The sequence below is a fragment of the Micromonospora sp. NBC_01796 genome (genome assembly GCF_035917455.1).
Lineage (GTDB): Bacteria > Actinomycetota > Actinomycetes > Mycobacteriales > Micromonosporaceae > Micromonospora_G.
This window is the reverse complement of sequence record NZ_CP109078.1, coordinates 2,631,647-2,648,456: the sequence shown is the minus strand read 5'-3', so window position 1 is coordinate 2,648,456 and position 16,810 is coordinate 2,631,647. Positions and strand designations below refer to the sequence as shown.

Below are 16,810 nucleotides of genomic sequence, written 5' to 3'. Positions count from 1 at the left end.
CTGCACCGCGGTCTCCAGAACGGCCACGTCAGCTTCCCATGCCCTTCGCGATGACGAAGGCGATGGACTGGGCCATCGCCACCTCCGTAACGAGCAGCTCACCGATGGCGATACGGACCGACACCGGCCGAACGTGTGTGCGAGACGGACACGCCGACGGGGTCATGACGTACCCGCCGTGGGGTCGCCGATCAGGGCCGGACGGTTGTCGGACAGCGCCGCGGGCAGGTCGACGATCCGGGCCCGGAGCAGTTCGCCGAGGGCTTTTGCCTGCGGGTCGAACCGGGTCGACGCGGCGACTCCGGCACCGAGCAGCCCTCGGATGACGAAGTTGACCGCCGCCAGGTTCGGCAACTCGTACCGCTCGACGTCGAGGTTCGCCGTTTCGGGCAGCAGGTCACGCAGGCGTTCCACGGTCAGCCAGTCGCGCAACCAGGCGTAGCCGTCGACCGCCCGTACCCACACTCCGAGGTTGGCGTCCCCGCCCTTGTCGCCCGACCGGGCTCCGACGACCGTCCCCAGTGGAGCGCGATAGGTCGGTCCCGGCTGGTGGGGGGCGGGGGGCGGCGACGGCGGACGGGTGGGCGGGGTGGCGGTGAGGGGTGGGGCCGGGACGGGGATCCGTTCGCCGGAGGGGAGGACGGCCAGGTGGTCGGCGGCGTCCTGGGGGAGGTCGGTGGCGGTGAAGACCCCGTACGGGCTGGCGTCGCCGGGTACACCGGTCAGCGTGCAACCGGGGTACGAGGCGAGGGCCAGTTCCACCGCGGCGGCCGAGAACAACCGCCCGGCCCGCTTGGCGTCACCGTCACGCAGGTGTACGTGCAGGAGCGCGCTCGCCGACTCGGTGTCGACCGCGTCCGCATGGTCCGTACGGGCGAGGACGAACTCCAGCCCGGTCGCCCCGACCGCCTCGGTGAGCTGGGCCCGGACCAGTTCCGCCTTCGCCTCGATGTCCAGTCCACAGAGGACGAAGGTGGCGGTGTTCCGGAACCCACCGAGGGAGTTGGCACCCACCTTGAGGGTGGGCGGCGGCGGCAGCCCCCGCACCCCGGAGACCCGTACGCGGTCCGGGCCGTCGTCGGTGAGCGTCACCGTGTCGAGGCGGGTCACCACGTCCGGGCCGAGATAGTCCGGGGCGCCGATCTCGTAGAGCAGTTGCGCGGTAACGGTTTCGCGGGTCACCCCGCCACCGGTGCCGGGATGTTTGGTGATGACCGAGGAGCCGTCGTGGTGCAGCTCGGCGACCGGGAAACCGGGTCGGCGCCCGCCGTCCGGCAGCTCGGTGAAAAAGCTGAAGTTGCCCCCGGTGACCTGGGTGCCGCATTCGAGCAGGTGCCCGGCGACGGTCGCCCCAGCGAGCTGGTCGAGGTCCGCGTACGTCCACCCGAACCGGGCGATCGCCGGGCCGACGACCAGGGACGCGTCGGTGACCCGACCGGTCACCACGATGTTCGCGCCCCCCGCCAGGCAGCGCGCGATCCCGAACGCGCCCAGATAAGCATTGGCGGTCAACGCGCCCGGTTGGTCGACCGTGTCACCGGTGACGTGGCCGACGCTGACCGGGATGTCGAGGCGGGTGCCGAGGGCGCGGATCGCGTCGGCGAGTCCGGCCGGGTTCAGCCCACCGGCGTTGGTGACGAGGGTGACGCCGCGTTCGACCGCCGTGCCGAGACAGGATTCGAGCTGGCGCAGGAACGTTTTGGCGTACCCGAGATCGGGGTTCCTGAGCCGGTCCCGGCCGAGGATCAACATGGTCAGCTCGGCCAGGTAGTCGCCGGTGAGGACGTCGAGTTCCCCACCGTCGAGCATGTCCCGCCAGGCGGTGAACCGGTCGCCGTAGAAACCGGAGGCGTTGCCGATCCGGAGGACGGGCGGGGGTGTGGGCGTACTCATGGGTGGGTTCCGGCGCCGGAGCGGCGGGCGGCCCGGTCGCGGCCGGCGCGCGGTTCCCGGCCCGCGCCGGGCGGCCCGGCGAACGCCTGGGCGAGGTCCAGCCACTCGTCGGCGACCTGCCCGGTCGCGACCAGGGACAGGTCGGTCCGGTGCCGGCGCTGGGTGACCAGGAGGCAGAAGTCCAGTGCCGGCCCGGCGACCCGGTCGGTGGCGTCGGCCGGTCCGAAGGTCCACTCGTCACCGTCGGGGGCGCGGAGTTCGACCCGGACCGGCACGTCGGGCGTGGCTCGGCCGTGGGTGGCGAAGCTGTGCCCGAGGGTACGGACGCCCAGGTGCGCCACGTGCCGCAGCCGCCCGCTCGGGGTACGCGTGACACCGAGGGTGTCCGCCACGTCCTGCCCGTGTGCCCAGGTTTCCATCAGCCGGGCGGTGGCCATCGAGGCGGGCGACATCCTCGTGCCGTACCAGGGAAGTTTGGTCCCGGCGGGGGCGGCGGCGAGGGCGTCGACGAGCGCCGACCGGCCGGTACGCCACCGGTCGAGCAGGGCGGTCGGAGCCGTGTGCGGGTCGGCCGAGCAGTCGGGTGCACCGGCCATCACCTGGTCGAGGAACTCGTTCGCGCCCCGGTCGACAAAACCGCCCGGATCCGTCGCCGCGTGTTCGAGCCAGGCGTAGAACGCCGGTACGTCGGTCGCGGCCAGCAGCGCGAGGTGATCGGTCCAGGCCAGGTGGGCGATCTGGTGGGCGATGGTCCAGCCGGGTGCGGGTGTCGGCTCGGCCCAGTCGACCGCCGGCCGCTCGGCGACCAGCGCGTCCAGCTCGCTTGATTCGTCGGTCAGGTCGGTCAGCAGTTGACCCAGGTCGACCACGGTGCCTCCGATGATTCGCTCGGGTGCTCAGGTGCACTACGGGTTGACGATGGCGGCGAGCTGGCGTTTCCATACGGCGAGCAGCGGGGCGCGGCGGGCCGAGTCGTCGGAGAGCAGGTTCGCCACCCCGAGCCCGCGCAGCAGGTCCAGGGTGGCCTGCACCGACTCCCGTACGCCGGGGTTGCGCTCGTCGGCGCCGAGCAGCTCGACGGTGAGCCGGTGCATCTCCCGCCCGACCCGCGCCTCCAGCGGCACCAGCGCGTCCCGCAACTCCGGGTCCGTACGCGCGGCCAGCCAGAGTTCCAGGCCGGCGACGAAGAGCGACCCGGTGAACGCGGTGGCGAGCATGTCGATCACCCGGTCGAGTCGATCCGGCCCGGACGGTAGCGCGACGGCCTCGGCCCGGATCTCCTCCGCCCGCCGCTCGGCCAGGTGCTCGACGGCGGCCATCACCAGGGCGGCCTTGGTGGGGTAGTGGTGCAACTGGGCGCCCCGCGAGACGCCGGCCCGCGCCGCGACGACGGTTGTGGTGGTGCCGGACCAGCCGTGTTCGACCAGGCAGTCCACGGTGGCTTCGAGCAGCCGGGCCTGGGTCGCACGGCTGCGCTCCTGCTGCGGCACACGGGTGACGGCGGACACGCCACCAGCGTCCCGCGCGGAAAACAAACAGTCAAGCCTGACTTTTTCTGATCGTGTATTGCTCCGAAGTGGTGCCATGTAGGGACGGCGGGGTGCTGGGGAGGCGTCATGGCCAGGCGGGACAGGCGGGGTGGTGGGCGACCCCGGCGGCGGCTCCTCGCACCCGTACCGGATGCTCGGGTGGCGGACGCGGTGCCGGAAAGACCCCTCCGGAGCAGGTGGCGGCCCGGCTACTGGCGGCGGCACCCGGCCCTCAGCCTGGTGCTGGTCGTGCTCTTCATGGCCGCCGACATCGCTTTCGCGGCATCGTCGAACGCGAACCGGGTGAGCATCGCGCGGGACGGCCAGGCAGCCACCGGCACGGTGGTGAGTCTGGCCCGGCGGACCTCCGGCATGACGGTTCGGTTCACCACCGCCGCCGGGCAGACCGTCACCGCGTCGGCCACCCGCCCCGATCCGGAGCCGGAGGTCGGCGATTCGGTCGCGATCGTGTACCACCCCGACGACCCCGGCCGGTGGGTGTACCCGGCGGACGGCCTCCCCGGCGCCGGCACCCCGCTGGCCCTGCTCGCGATCGGCGTCGTCTCCGGCCTGGCCTACCTGCTCTACCTGCGCCGGACATGGGGGCGCTGGCGGGATCTTGCCGAGTCGTGGCGCCACCGGGTGCCCCGCCGCTGACGGCCGACGCCATCCGGCACCGGTGACCGTCCTGCTTGCTTCAGCGGCCGTCGCGGGGGCCGAAGACGGTCAGCGCCTCGGCGTCGCTGGCTCGGGAGTGGAGGTAGTAGTCGGCCCAGGTGGCGGCGTCGGGGTAGGTCGACTCGGCGGCGACGCGGGTGCAGGCCGCCTCGATGTCGTACGCGGTGCGGCGTAGTTGCACGCCCGGACCGAGCAGGGCCCAGTGGGCACCGGATCGGCCGTACGGCATGCCGACGCTGCCGGGGTTGACCACCAGGCGGCGATGGGCGAGCCGGACGTACGGCATGTGGGTGTGGCCGCAGACGATCGTGTCGACCTCGTCGGGCAGCCCGTCGAACACCTCGGTCCACCGGTCGAGGCGGGAGTCGACCAGCACGACCTCCTCGTCGTCGCGCGGGGTGGCGTGGCAGAAGATCACCGTGCCGAGCCCGTCGACCGGGAACGTGACCGTCTCGGGGATCGAGGTCAGCAGGTCGAGTTGGTCGTCGCGGAGCTGTGCGGCGGCCCACGGGGCGATCGGGTCCGGGATCGACGGCTCCTTGCCGGCGCGCATCTCGACCAGCTCGCGGTCGGCGTTTCCGCGTACCCAGATGGCGCGGTCGCCGAGCGCGGTCAGGAGGTCCAGGGTCTCGACGGGCTGCGGACCGGCGGCGATGTCACCGGTCAGGACGATCCGGTCGGCCGCGCGGACGTCCGGCTCGGCCAGCACCGCCTCCAGTGCCGGCAGTACGCCGTGGATGTCGGAGAGTACGGCGATGGTCTGTGGCATCCGTCCAGCCTCGCCTGTGCGTACCGGTCCGGTCGAGGCCCCTTAGCGCAGGGCAGAACGCGGGCCCGGCATCAGTGGGCGGACAGCAGAAAGCGGGGACTGCCGGTCGGCGGTCCCCGCTTTTGTGCCTGTTACTCAGACGCGGGCGCGTCGGGCGAGACGCTCCGGGTCGAGGATGATGATGCTCTTGCCGTCGAGCCGCAGCCATCCACGCGAGGCGAAGTCGGCCAACGCCTTGTTCACCGTCTCCCGGGAGGCGCCGACGAGCTGGGCGATCTCCTCCTGGGTCAGGTCGTGGGTGACCCGCAGGACGCCGCCGTCGCGGGTGCCGAAGCGGCCCGCCATCTGCAGCAGGTTCTTCGCCACCCGGCCCGGTACGTCCGTGAAGATCAGGTCGGCCAGGGAGTCGTTCGTCCGGCGCAGCCTGCGGGCGAGCACCCGGAGCAACTGCTCGGCGATCTCCGGCCGGTTGTTGAGCCACGGCCGCAACGCCTGCTTGCGCAACCGGACCAACCGGGTGTCGGTGACCGCGGTTGCGGTGGCCGTACGCGGACCCGGGTCGAAGAGCGACAGCTCCCCGACCATGTCCGACGGACCCATCACGGCGATCAGATTCTGTCGGCCGTCGGCGGCGCGTCGACCAACCTTGATCTTGCCGGTGAGTAGGATATAGAGGCTGTCACCGGGTTCGCCCTCGTTAAAGACGATTTCGCCCTTGCGGACGTCGATCGTCTCCATCTCCTTGGCGAGCGCCTCGGCCGCTTCCGGGTCTACGCCCTGGAAGATCCCGCTGCGGGCCAGTACCTCGTCCATCGCGCACCTCCGACTGCGCGCACCTCCGTCGGCCGGGTCCGCCGGCCGATGATCCGTCGCGCGCCGCCAAGTCTAAGCGCACGTCAACGGGATCCGGGGGTGCACCCCTGGAAACTTGATCCGGCACGGTAACCCGTCCGACCATGACAGCGGCTATCATCCGCGCGCCAGGCGGTCGCGTCCACCCGACCCCGCAGACCACCCCCGATCGAGCAGGTCAACACCGGCGAATCGGGGACGTTGCGGCCCCTCTGGACGCGGTGACCGGTTTTCCCGAGCCGAACGGCCGACATCGCCAGGTGAACGGGTTATGTAGCGTCGCGGGCGATGTACGAGAGCAGCCAACCTCCGCCCCGCCCGGACCGCCGACGTCGCGGCCCGGGTCGACTCGTCCTCGTGATCGGGGCGGTCGTGGCCCTCCTGCTCGGTGTCGGGCTGGCCGGGGTGGCCGCCACGCGCCTGCTCGGCGACGACCCGGCCCAGTCCCAGTGGCAGGCCGAGCCGGCCGGCGACGGCGGCACACCCGGCTCGGAGTCGCCGAGCGCCGCCCCGACGACGGCGCAGGTCATCTCGCTCTCGGCGACCGGCGACATCGTGATGGGCAACGCCCCGGCCCGGCTGCCCGCCAACGGGGGCAAGGGGTTCTTCGACTCGGTCAAGCCGGCACTCGCCGCCGACCTGGTGATGGGGAACCTGGAGGAGCCGATAACGGACGACACCGGCACCTCCAAGTGCGGTGCCGGATCCACCCAGTGCCACCAGTTCCGGGTCCCCCCGTCGTACGCGGCACACCTCAAGGAAGCCGGGTTCGGGCTGCTGAACCAGGCCAACAACCACGGGTACGACTACGGCGCCGCCGGCTACCGCAACACCCAGAAGCACCTCGAGGAGCAGGGACTGGCGAACACCGGGGCGCCGAACCAGATCACCGTGGTCGACGTCAAGGGGGTCAAGGTCGCGGTTGTCGGGTTCTCGTCGTACCCGTGGAACAACAGCCTGGTCGACATCCCCGCCGCCGCAGAGGTGATCAAGAAGGCGACCACCCAGGCCGACCTGGTGGTGGTGCAGGTGCACATGGGCGGGGAGGGCACCGACAAGATCCACGTCAAGCCGGGCACCGAGATGTTCCTCGGCGAGAACCGGGGCGACCCGGTCAAGTTCTCCCACGCCATGATCGACGCCGGTGCCGACCTGATCGTCGGACACGGGCCGCACGTGCTGCGCGGGATGGAGTTCTACCAGGGCCGGCTGATCGCGTACAGCCTGGGGAACTTCGCCGGTGGTGCCGGGGCGCTGAACAACAGCGGCCGGCTCGGCTGGGGCGGGGTGCTCAAGGTGTCCCTCGCCGCCGACGGGAGCTGGTCCGGGGGCGAGTTCGTGTCGACGTACATGAACAGCGCGGGCAAGCCCACCCTGGACACGCAGAAGCGCGGACTCAAGGCGGTCCAGGAGCTGTCCGGCGACGACTTCGACAACTCCGCCGCGAAACTCGACGCGGCCGGGAAGATCAGTCAGCCGGTCTGACCGGTAGGACCGGCGCGGAGGTCAGTTCGCGGTCGCGGCGGTAGGACCGGCCGGGAGGTCGGTGGGCCGACGTAGGCTGACCGACGTGAGCCGTACCCCTGCCCCCGCCGCCGAGACCGACCTCGGCCGCAAGCGAAGGGCTCGCCGGATCGGCCGGGTGCTGACCGAGACGCACCCGGACGCCCACTGCGAGCTGGACCACGACGGCCCGCTGCAACTCGCCGTGGCCACCATCCTGTCCGCCCAGTGCACCGACAAGAAGGTCAACGAAGTCACGCCGAAGCTCTTCGCCCGCTACCACGACGCCGCCGACTTCGCCGGCGCGGACCGGGCCGAGATGGAGGAGCTGATCCGGCCGACCGGCTTCTTCCGGAACAAGACCACCTCGTTGATCAACCTGGGGCGGACCCTGGTCGAGCAGTACGACGGCCGGGTGCCGGGCAAGCTCGTCGACCTGGTGAAGCTGCCCGGAATCGGGCGCAAGACGGCGAACGTCATCCTCGGCAACGCCTTCGACGTACCGGGCATCACCGTGGACACGCACTTCCAGCGGCTGATGCACCGGTGGAAGCTGACCACCGAAACCGACCCGGTCAAGATCGAGCACGCGGTCGGTGCGCTCTACGAGAAGCGCGACTGGACGATGCTCTCGCACCGGGTGATCTTCCACGGCCGCCGGGTCTGCCACGCCCGTACGCCCGCCTGCGGCGCCTGCACGCTCGCCCCGCTCTGCCCCTCGTACGGCCTCGGCCCGACCGAGCCCGAAGCCGCCGCCAAGCTGCTCAAGGGGCCACGGGCCCGCGAACTCGCGATCGCGGCCGGGATCGACCCGGTCCTGGTCCCGGCCACGGCGGTGGCCGCGGAGGCACCGTGAGGCGTCCGCTCGCCGGGCTGCTCCTGCCCCTGCTGCTGCTCACCGTCACCGCATGCGGCCGGTCCGACCCCGCACCCGAGCCGGAGCCCCCGGCACCGTTCGCCGACTGTGCCGCACTGACCACCGTCCCGAGCGCGGCCCCGGCCGACACCGGCGGGAGACCGGACGGGTCGACCAGGCCGCTGCCGGACGTCGGGCTGCCCTGCTTCACCGGCGGCGCCGAGGTGTCCCTGGCCGCCGTACGCGGACCCGCCGTGGTCAACCTCTGGGCCGCCTGGTGCCTGCCCTGCCGCAAGGAACTGCCCGCCTTCCAGCGGCTCGCCGAACGGGCCGGCGGGCAACTGCACGTCGTCGGGGTGGACACCCGCGACGACCGGGACGACGCCCGCGACCTGGCCGGCGAACTCGGCCTCACCTTCCCCACCCTGTTCGACCCCGGCGAGAAGCTCCGCAGCGGGGTCGCCGCCCCCGGCCTGCCGGCCACCGTGTTCGTCGACGCGCAGGGGCGGATCCGGCACCTGGACGTCACCGGCGCACTCGACGACAACAAGCTCGCCGCCCTGGTCGAGCAGCACCTCGGGGTGGTGGTCCCGGCATGAGCGCGCAACTTCCCTCGTGGTGCGAGCCACTGGTCAGCCGGGTACGCACCGCGCGTACCGAGGACTTCACCCGACTCCGTACGCCCACCAGCGGCGGTAGGCCCAGCGCCGTACTGGTCCTGCTCGGTGAGGACCCGGCGTACGGGCCGGACGTCCTCGTGCTCCAGCGGGCGGCGACCATGCGTACCCACGCCGGCCAGGCGGCCTTCCCCGGCGGTGCCGCCGACCCCGGTGACGCCGACGCGGCGGCGACCGCCCTGCGCGAGGCGGAGGAGGAGGTCGGCCTCGACCCGGCGACCGTGACCGTGCTGGCGCAACTCCCACCGCTCTGGATCCCGGTGAGCGACTTCGTGGTCACCCCGATCCTCGGCTGGTGGCACCGGCCGCATCCGGTGCACGCACGGGAACCGGAGGAGGTGGCCCACGTCGCCCGGCTGCCGATCGCCGAACTGGTCGACCCCGCCAACCGGGTACGGGTCCGCCACCCGAGCGGTTGGGTCGGTCCCGCCTTCCAGGTCCGGGGGATGCTCGTCTGGGGCTTTACCGCCGGAGTGCTCGACGCCCTGCTCGGGATGGGTGGGTGGAACCGACCGTGGCCGCAGGACCGGGTGGTGGAACTCCCACCCGTACGCACCACCCCGGCCCCGTACGCGGGCAACGACGGGGAACTGGCCGAGCCCGGTTCGGGGAGCGGGAAGGTCATCCCGGGGCGCTGATTCCGGGCGCTTATTCCGATTCTGTGTGAGCGGCCTGTCATCTGGAGTGCCCCGTCCCCGTACGCTGGGGTCGTGTCGGTGGTGGATGCGGTCCTCATCCTGCTCATGCTGGTGTTTGCGATCACCGGCTACCGGCAGGGCTTTTTCGTCGGAGGGCTCTCCCTCGCCGGCTTTTTTGTCGGTCTGCTGATCGGGCTGCAACTCGGCCCGCTGCTCGCGGAGCAGTTCACCGGCGAGGCGATGCGCATCCTGGTCGCCCTGATAACGATCTTCGGTCTGGCGGTGCTCGGCCAGACCCTCTCCGGCTGGGTCGGTTCGCACCTGCGGCACGCGATCAGGAGCCAGGCCGGCCGCAAGGCCGACGACATCGGCGGGGCCTTCGTGTCGCTGTTCGCGGTGCTGCTGGCCGCCTGGCTGGTGGCGGTCCCGCTCGGGTCCTCGTCACTGCCCTGGCTGGCCAGCGCCGTACGCAACAGTGCGCTGATCAACGTGGTCGACCGGGTACTGCCGGCCCAGGCGCAGGCCCTGTCGGACCAGCTCCGGGAGACAGTCGACACCGACGGCTTCCCGGACCCGTTCGGCAGGCTGGCACCGACCCGTGCCCGCGACGTGTCGCCGCCCGATCCGGCGCTGGCCGGCTCCCAGGTGGTGGTGAACGGGAAGCGGTCGGTGGTGAAGGTGCTCGGCTCCGCGCCGGCCTGCTCCCGCCGGATCGAGGGCTCCGGGTTCGTCTACGCCGAGGACCGGGTGATGACCAACGCCCACGTGGTCGCCGGAACCCGGTCGGTCTCGGTGGAGTTGGACGGCGACCGGCACAACGGGCGGGTGGTCGTCTACGACCCGGAACGGGACCTGGCGGTGATCTACGTGCCGGGGCTCTCGGCGCCGGTGATGCCGTTCGCCGCCCGGCAGGCGCCGAGCGAGGCCGACGCGATCGTGCTCGGCTTTCCGCTGGACGGTCCGTACAACGCGCAGTCGGCACGGGTCCGGGACGTCAGCAAGATCACCGGACCGAACATCTACGACTCCGGGGACGTGACCCGCGAGATCTACACGATCCGGGCGCTGGTCCGCAGCGGCAACTCCGGCGGGCCGCTGGTGGCACCGAACGGCCAGGTGCTTGGCGTGATCTTCGCGGCGGCGGCGGACGACCCGAACACCGGGTTCGCGGTCACCGCCAACGAGGCCAGGTCGACCGCGACCGCCGGCACCGAGCGGACCCGCTCGACCGACACCGGCGCCTGCACCTGACCGACCGGCGGGCCGCGCCTCACCTACCCGTGCGAGTCGCGCTGCTTGCGGTAGAGGACCTGGCGGCGCAGCGGGCCCGGTTCGGAGTCCGGGTCGTCGAAGTCCTCCGCCGGGTCGGTGGTCATCCCGAGCCGGCGCATCACCGCCTGGGAGCGCAGGTTCGTCCTGGTGGTGATGGCGAGGATCTCCGGCAGGCCGACCGTGTCGAAGCCGTACGCCAGGGCGGCGCGGGCCGCCTCGGTGGCGTACCCGTGACCCCATGCCGTACGGGCCAGCCGCCACCCGGCCTCGACCCCGGTGAAGGTCATGTTCTCGTCCACCGGATCCAGGCCGGTGAACCCGATGAACTCCCCGGTCGACCGGACCTGCACCGCCCAGAAACCGAAGCCGTTGCGGTCCAGGTCGTGCTGGAAGCTCTCGATCGAGGCGGCGGCCTCGTGGGCGGTGAGCACCGGCCCGAGATGTTCCCGGACCTCGGGGTCGGCGTTCATCGCCGCCCACGGCGCCAGGTCGGACTTCCGCCAGTCGCGCAGGACCAGCCGCTCAGTGTCGATCTCCACCACGGGGCGAACAGTAGTCCCCGTACGGGCGAACCGGTGTCAGGTTTGTCCTGACGATTTGTCGTCGTTGTGCGTACCGGCGGGCGGTGGCGGTGGTGGCGCGGTCACCCGGTCCCACGGCCGGCGCAACCGCCACGACCGGTTCCGTACGGCGTGCGCGAACTGGGCCCGGTTCACCAGCAGCACACTGCCGGTGAGTACGACCAACAGGACCACCGTGCCGGTCCAGACCCCCCGCTGCCCGGCGGAACCCTCCAGGCCACCGGCCGGTCGCGCCGACCAGCGCATCCGGTCACCCGGCGGGCCGACCTTGAGCGCATCCGTCTGCTGGCTGCCCGACCCGCTCGCGGCGTTCACGCCCGGAGCCGGACCGAAGCCGGCCTCACCGGGGGACAGGTTGTCATCGAGCGGGTTGCGGGCCACCGGCCCGACCGGGTTCGACAGTGCGGCGAGCGGATTGACCAGACCGAAGCCGAATTGGTCGTCCCGCCCGGCGGGGCCGAGGTCGCGGGCGGTCTGCACCAGCCGGTTCACCACGTCGGCCGCGGACATCTGCGGCCACTTGGACCGGACCAGCGCCGCCGAGGCGGTCACCAGCGGAGCCGCGAAGCTGGTGCCCTGCACCCGCCAGTAGCCGCCGTCGCGGCCGGCGCCGAGCAGACCGGTCGCCGGGGCGGTCAGTACGGTCTGCGGCCCGCTGATCGAACCCGACCAGAGCCCGTCGGTGTCGCGTTCCATGCCGGACACGGCCACCACACCCGGCTCCCGGGCCGGGTACCAGACGTCGGTAGACGTCGACACGCCCCGGTTGCCGGTGCAGGCGACGACAACCACGTCCCGGACGAACGCGTAGTCGAGCGCGGCGGCGAGCGCCGGACTGTTCCCGGCACCGCCGAGCGACAGGTTCACCACCCGTGCGCCGTTGTCCACCGCCCAGCGCAGACCCTTCGCCACGATCATCGCGTCGTCGTAGCGGTTCTGCGCGTCGAGCACCCGTACCGGAAGGATCCTGGCCTGCGGGGCGAGCCCGGCGACGCCGCGACTGTCGTCGTTGCGCCCGGCGATCAGCGCGGCCACCGTCGTCCCGTGGCCGACCGGGTCGGCGTGCCCGTCTCCACCCGGCTGCACCAGGTCGAGCCCGGGCAGCACCTGACCGGCGAGATCCGGATGGGTGCCGTCCACCCCGGAATCGATCACCGCAACGGTGACGTCCTTACCGGTGGACACCTTCCACAGGGCCTTGGCGTCGAACTCGTCGAGCTGCCACTGCTCGTCCCGGACCGAGTCGGCCCGGATCGGCAGGGCCGCCGGCTGGGCACGCAGCATCGCCTGCGGGGTCTGCGGCGCGGCCGTGGCCACCGCCGGCCCGGCGAGCGTCACCCCGATCCCGAGCATGGCGAGCAGCGCCGCCACGGCAGCCCGTGGCCCGGCACGCTCGTCTCGGTACACCAGCCCTGTCACAGCTTGGCCATTTCACCCCGGTGGACACGTGATGCACGGAGGTTACCCCTTTTCACTGTGGTGGCGGGGCGTTCGCGACGAATCGATCAGACCGGAGGCAGATGGGCGAGTTGGATCAGGCGTGTTCCCTCCTTGCGGGTCACCAGCCGACCCCGTCCGGGCGGCATCGGCGCCGGGCGTACCGCACCGACCAGGGCGCCCTCGTCCTTGTCGCCGGACATCACCAGGCCGGGTGAGGAAAGCTCACGCAACCGCTGGATGATCGGCTCGTAGAGGGACCGGGAGGCGCCACCGGACCGCCGGGTCAGCACCAGGTGCAGGCCGATGTCCCGGGCCTGCGGCAGGAACTCCTCCAGCGGACGCAGCGGGTTCGCCGGGCCGGTGGCGACCAGGTCGTAGTCGTCGACCAGGACGAACAGCTCCGGGCCGGTCCACCACGACCGGTCCTTGAGCTGCTGCGGGGTGACGTCCGGGCCGGGCAGTCGGCGTTGCATGTAACCCGCCGCCGACTCGATCAGCTCGACCGTGGCGGCGGCTGCGGTGCCGTACCCGATCAGGTGTTCGGTCTGGATCGTCCCGAGCAGGCTCCGCCGGTAGTCGACCAGGATCACCCGGGCCTGCTCCGGGGTGAACCGGCCGGTGATCGAGGTGGCGAGCGCCCGCAGGAACGACGACTTGCCGCACTCGGCGTCGCCGAAGAGCAGGAAGTGCGGCTCGCTCGCGAAATCGATCGAGACCGGCCGCAGGTCCGCCTCGGAGATGCCGATCGGCAGCCGCAGGCCGGACGTCCCGGACAGGTCCAGCTCGGCGTACGGCAGCACCGGCGGCAACAGCCGTACGCGGGGAGCCGGCGCACCGGTCCACGAACTCGCCACCGCCTTGACCAGCGACGGGGTGTCCCCACCGAGGCTGGACAGCCCCGGCAGAGCGGTCAGGAAGTGCAGGCTCTCGGCGGTGATACCGCGCCCCGGCGTCTTCTCCGGCACGTTCGCCGCAGTACGCCGGGACACGATCGAGTCGGTCGGATCACCGAGGCGCAGTTCGAGGCGGGAGCCGAACAGGTCCCGGATCGCCGGCCGGAAGTCCATCCAGCGCGGCGCGGCACCGACCACGTGTACGCCGTACGACAGGCCACGGGTGGCCAGGTCGGTGATCATCGGCTCCAGGTCGTCGTACTCCCCGCGCAGCGTCGGCCAGCCGTCGACGACCAGGAACACGTCACCGAACGGATCGGTGCCCGGCCCGACGCCACCGGCCGCCCGGCGCTTGCGGTACGCCACCATCGAGTCCACCCCGAGGTCGGCGAAGCGCCGCTCCCGCTCGGCGAGCAGGGTCGAGATCTCGCCGATGGTGCGCCGTACGGCGGCGGTGTCGAGCCGGCCCGCGACCCCGCCGACGTGCGGCAGGTCGCGCAGCGCGGCCAGCGCGCCACCACCGAAGTCGAGGCAGTAGATCTGCACCTCGGCCGGGGTGTGGGTGAGCGCCAGCCCGCAGATCAGCGTCCGGAGCAGGGTCGACTTGCCGCTCTGCGGCCCACCGACCACGGCGACGTGCCCGGCGGCCGAGTCCAGCGCCAACCAGAGCAGGTCCCGACGCTGCTCGAACGGCTTGTCGATCAGCGCCACCGGCACCTGGAGGCCACCGTGCAGTTCCGGGTTGCCGAAGGTCAGCCCGCGCGCCGGGTCGGTGACCACCGGGCCGAGCAGCTCGTCCAGGGCCGGGGCCTGGGCCAGCGGCGGCAGCCACACCTGGTGGGCCGGCGGACCCTGGCCGACCAGCCGGGACACCATCACGTCGAGCAGGCTCTGCCCGGCCGGCACCTCCTCCGGCACCGGCTCCGCGGTGGTCACCGGGTCCGGCACCGGCACGAAGTGGGTCGAGTAGTTCAGCAGGCGCGGCGCACCGGACTGGCCGCCGCCGGCACCGCCGAGCCCCGCCCGGCGGAAGGAGCCGGAGACGTACGCGGCCTTGAACCGGACCAGTGGCTCGGTGCCGAACTTCAGGTAACCGTGCCCCGGTGAGCGGGGCAGCTCGTACGCGTCCGGCACCCCGAGCACCGCCCGCGACTCCAGGGCGGAGAACGTACGCAACCCGATCCGGTACGACAGGTGCGTGTCCAGCCCCCGCAGCCGCCCCTCCTCCAGCCGCTGCGACGCCAGCAGCAGGTGTACGCCGAGCGACCGGCCCAACCGACCGATCTGGACGAAGAGGTCGATGAAGTCGGGCTTGGCGGAGAGCAGCTCGGAGAACTCGTCACAGATGATCAGCAGCGACGGGAGCGGGGCGAGCGCCGCACCACCGCCCCGGGCCTTCTCGTAGTCGCGGAGGCTGGCGAAGTTGCCGGCCCGGCGGAGCAGTTCCTGCCGGCGGATCAGCTCACCGTTGATCGCGTCCACCATCCGGTCGACCAGCGGCAGCTCGTCGGCCAGGTTGGTGATCACCGCGGCGGTGTGCGGCAGCCGGTCCAGGGAGGAGAAGGTCGCCCCGCCCTTGAAGTCGACCAGGACGAAGTTCAGCGCCTCGGACGAGTGCGTGGCGGCCAGCCCGAGGACGAGCGTACGCAGCAGCTCCGACTTGCCCGACCCGGTCGCGCCGATCAGCAGCCCGTGCGGGCCCATGCCGTCCTGCGCCGACTCCTTCAGGTCCAGCTCGATCGCCCCGCCGTCACCGGCCACCCCGATCGGCACCCGCAACCGGTCCCGGCCGGGGCGCGGCGCCCAGCCCTGCACGGTGGTGAAGTTGTCCGGGTCACCGATGCCGAGCAGCTCGGCCAGGCCCATCTCGGCGTTCAGCGGGGTGTCGGCGCCGCCCTTGCCTGCCGCCGCCAGCCGCAGCGGGGCGAGTCGTCGGGCGACCGCCTCGGCCTCGACCACGGTCAGCCGGTCGGGTGTGCCCACCTCGGCCTGACCGTCCATCGTGTACGTGTTCAGCCGGCCGCCGCGTACCTCCAGGACCAGCATGGAGCGGTCCAGCAGCCGGGGCGGCGGGCTGTCCAGGTCGATGATCGTCACCGCGTCGATGCCACCGTCGCTGATCAACGCGGCGGCACCGGTCAGGTCACCCCCGTCGAGTACGACCACCACGTGCGGCCCGTCGGTCGCCGGACCCGCCGAGCTGAACCGGGACCGGTTGCCGAGCACGTCCTCCAGCAGTGCTTCGAGTTCGGTGGCGGAGCTGGCGACCAGGCGTACCGGGCCGAGGGCGTCGGAGCGGTCCGGGTGCTGGGCGTGCGGCAGCCACTTGAGCCACTCCCAGAGCGGCCGGCGTTCCGGCCCGGCGCAGACCGCGATCAGCAGCTCGTCCGGGGCGTGGAAGACGGCGAGCTGGGTCAGCATCGCCCGGGCCAGGGCCTGCGGCCCCTCCGCACCGGTGCCGGGGTCGGTCCGTCCGGTGTCGGTCCAGCCCAGTTCGGGGCGACCGAGTTCGGTACGGGTCGCCTCGCCGCGGACGAAGACCCGGGCGAAGGCGCGCAGGGAGAGCGCCACCGGCAGGTCCGGCACCACCGCGTACGCGTCCAGGAACCGGCGCAGCGCACCGGCGGTCATCGGCTCCAGATCCTCCAGCGGCCGGGTGACCGGCGGGATCAGCGGGGTCGCCAGGGTCTGCGGGCCGACCGCGACCCGGACCACGCCGAAGTCCGGATCGGCGGGCCGGCGTTCCCACACCCGGTGACTGCCCACCGTGGACCAGAGCCGGGCCGGGTCGGGGTGCCGGTAGAACAGTCCGGCGCGCTGCTTGCCGGCGGTGTCCCGGACCCGTCGGCGCAGGGTCGCCAGGTGCCGCAGGTACTCCCGGCGGGCCGCCATCATCTCGGCCTTCTTCGGGGTGCCGGAGGCACTGCCCCACGAGGAGGCGAGCATGGCCAGCGACGACACGCCGAACATCGCACCGACCACGTAGGAGTAGGCGCCCCCGCCCCGGCCGAACATCATCGCCATCGCGACCGACCCGCCGAGCATCGGCAGGACCATCATGAGCTGCTGCATCCGGCCACCGGCGGCGGCCGGGATCTCCGGTGGAGGGTCGACCGGCAACTCACCGGTGGGGATGTCCGGTGCCGGCCGTCGGGGCGGTCGCTTGATGACGATCGTGCTCATGCCCCCGCCTCGCCGAGTCCGCTCATCCGATCTCCCCCTGACGCTC

Annotated in this window: 14 protein-coding genes; 6 read left to right on the top strand and 8 right to left on the bottom strand. The window is 72.2% G+C overall.

Annotated features, from left to right (window positions below; genetic code table 11):
• Positions 1–162: 162 nt before the first annotated feature.
• From OIE47_RS12165 to OIE47_RS12155, 3 genes are read right to left on the bottom strand one after another with little or no spacing between them, the layout of a single operon-like run.
• Positions 163–1,893, bottom strand: a complete 1,731-nt coding sequence (locus OIE47_RS12165) for an acyclic terpene utilization AtuA family protein (RefSeq protein ID WP_326561604.1) — start codon at positions 1,891–1,893, stop codon at positions 163–165.
• Entirely contained in the window at positions 1,890–2,762 is an 873-nt protein-coding gene (locus OIE47_RS12160; RefSeq protein ID WP_326561603.1) for a TIGR03084 family metal-binding protein, read from the bottom strand. The genes OIE47_RS12165 and OIE47_RS12160 overlap by 4 nt, the downstream gene beginning before the upstream one ends.
• A 36-nt stretch (positions 2,763–2,798) precedes the next feature.
• Positions 2,799–3,401: a TetR/AcrR family transcriptional regulator gene (locus OIE47_RS12155; RefSeq protein ID WP_326561602.1), complete on the bottom strand. Its 603-nt coding sequence runs from the start codon at positions 3,399–3,401 to the stop codon at positions 2,799–2,801.
• Positions 3,402–3,509: 108 nt separating this feature from the next.
• Here OIE47_RS12155 and OIE47_RS12150 point away from each other — a divergent pair, with 108 nt between their 5' ends.
• Positions 3,510–4,079: a DUF3592 domain-containing protein gene (locus OIE47_RS12150; RefSeq protein ID WP_326561601.1), complete on the top strand. Its 570-nt coding sequence runs from the start codon at positions 3,510–3,512 to the stop codon at positions 4,077–4,079.
• 40 nt (positions 4,080–4,119) lie between these two features.
• On the opposite strand, the gene OIE47_RS12145 is transcribed toward OIE47_RS12150, so the two are convergent.
• Both OIE47_RS12145 and OIE47_RS12140 read right to left on the bottom strand, forming a co-directional pair.
• Complete coding sequence (locus OIE47_RS12145) at positions 4,120–4,869, bottom strand: metallophosphoesterase family protein (RefSeq protein WP_326561600.1); 750 nt, start codon at positions 4,867–4,869, stop codon at positions 4,120–4,122.
• Positions 4,870–5,004: 135 nt separating this feature from the next.
• Positions 5,005–5,682, bottom strand: coding sequence for a Crp/Fnr family transcriptional regulator (locus tag OIE47_RS12140; RefSeq protein ID WP_326561599.1), 678 nt, complete (start codon positions 5,680–5,682; stop codon positions 5,005–5,007).
• A gap of 327 nt (positions 5,683–6,009) precedes the next feature.
• Between OIE47_RS12140 and OIE47_RS12135 the strand changes: the two genes are divergently transcribed.
• The 5 genes from OIE47_RS12135 to OIE47_RS12115 all read left to right on the top strand — a co-directional run bounded on the left by OIE47_RS12135 (position 6,010) and on the right by OIE47_RS12115 (position 10,646).
• On the top strand, positions 6,010–7,206 hold the full coding sequence (locus OIE47_RS12135; RefSeq protein WP_326561598.1) for a CapA family protein: 1,197 nt from the start codon (positions 6,010–6,012) through the stop codon (positions 7,204–7,206).
• A 61-nt stretch (positions 7,207–7,267) separates the two neighbouring features.
• The gene (nth, locus tag OIE47_RS12130; protein ID WP_442792080.1) at positions 7,268–8,080 is read left to right on the top strand and encodes an endonuclease III; all 813 of its coding nucleotides are present in this window, start codon (positions 7,268–7,270) and stop codon (positions 8,078–8,080) included.
• A complete protein-coding gene (locus OIE47_RS12125) occupies positions 8,077–8,679 on the top strand; it encodes a TlpA family protein disulfide reductase (protein ID WP_326561596.1) in 603 nt (200 codons plus the stop codon). The genes nth and OIE47_RS12125 overlap by 4 nt, the downstream gene beginning before the upstream one ends.
• Positions 8,676–9,395, top strand: coding sequence for an NUDIX hydrolase (locus OIE47_RS12120; RefSeq protein ID WP_326561595.1), 720 nt, complete (start codon positions 8,676–8,678; stop codon positions 9,393–9,395). Before OIE47_RS12125 ends, OIE47_RS12120 begins: the two co-directional genes overlap by 4 nt.
• A 72-nt stretch (positions 9,396–9,467) precedes the next feature.
• Positions 9,468–10,646 (top strand): MarP family serine protease, encoded by a 1,179-nt coding sequence (locus tag OIE47_RS12115; RefSeq protein WP_326561594.1) that lies wholly within the window; start codon positions 9,468–9,470, stop codon positions 10,644–10,646.
• Between the two features lie 23 nt (positions 10,647–10,669).
• Here OIE47_RS12115 and OIE47_RS12110 read toward each other — a convergent pair whose 3' ends face one another.
• The 3 genes from OIE47_RS12110 to eccCa form a co-directional block, all read right to left on the bottom strand.
• Positions 10,670–11,209 (bottom strand): GNAT family N-acetyltransferase, encoded by a 540-nt coding sequence (locus OIE47_RS12110; protein ID WP_326561593.1) that lies wholly within the window; start codon positions 11,207–11,209, stop codon positions 10,670–10,672.
• A gap of 36 nt (positions 11,210–11,245) precedes the next feature.
• Entirely contained in the window at positions 11,246–12,601 is a 1,356-nt protein-coding gene (gene mycP / locus OIE47_RS12105; RefSeq protein ID WP_442792146.1) for a type VII secretion-associated serine protease mycosin, read from the bottom strand.
• Between the two features lie 152 nt (positions 12,602–12,753).
• Positions 12,754–16,764 carry a type VII secretion protein EccCa gene (gene eccCa / locus OIE47_RS12100; protein ID WP_326561592.1) on the bottom strand — a complete coding sequence of 1,337 codons (4,011 nt, stop codon included), beginning with the start codon at positions 16,762–16,764 and terminating at the stop codon, positions 12,754–12,756.
• Between the last annotated feature and the right edge of the window lie 46 nt (positions 16,765–16,810).

Bases quoted from the DNA above. Each gene is read 5' to 3' on its own strand.
- OIE47_RS12165 (WP_326561604.1), bottom strand. From the start codon at position 1,893: ATGAGTACGCCCACACCCCCGCCCGTCCTCCGGATCGGCAACGCCTCC.
- OIE47_RS12150 (WP_326561601.1), top strand. From the start codon at position 3,510: ATGGCCAGGCGGGACAGGCGGGGTGGTGGGCGACCCCGGCGGCGGCTC.
- OIE47_RS12145 (WP_326561600.1), bottom strand. From the start codon at position 4,869: ATGCCACAGACCATCGCCGTACTCTCCGACATCCACGGCGTACTGCCG.
- OIE47_RS12140 (WP_326561599.1), bottom strand. From the start codon at position 5,682: ATGGACGAGGTACTGGCCCGCAGCGGGATCTTCCAGGGCGTAGACCCG.
- OIE47_RS12135 (WP_326561598.1), top strand. From the start codon at position 6,010: ATGTACGAGAGCAGCCAACCTCCGCCCCGCCCGGACCGCCGACGTCGC.
- OIE47_RS12120 (WP_326561595.1), top strand. From the start codon at position 8,676: ATGAGCGCGCAACTTCCCTCGTGGTGCGAGCCACTGGTCAGCCGGGTA.
- mycP (WP_442792146.1), bottom strand. From the start codon at position 12,601: ATGCTCGGGATCGGGGTGACGCTCGCCGGGCCGGCGGTGGCCACGGCC.
- eccCa (WP_326561592.1), bottom strand. From the start codon at position 16,764: ATGAGCACGATCGTCATCAAGCGACCGCCCCGACGGCCGGCACCGGAC.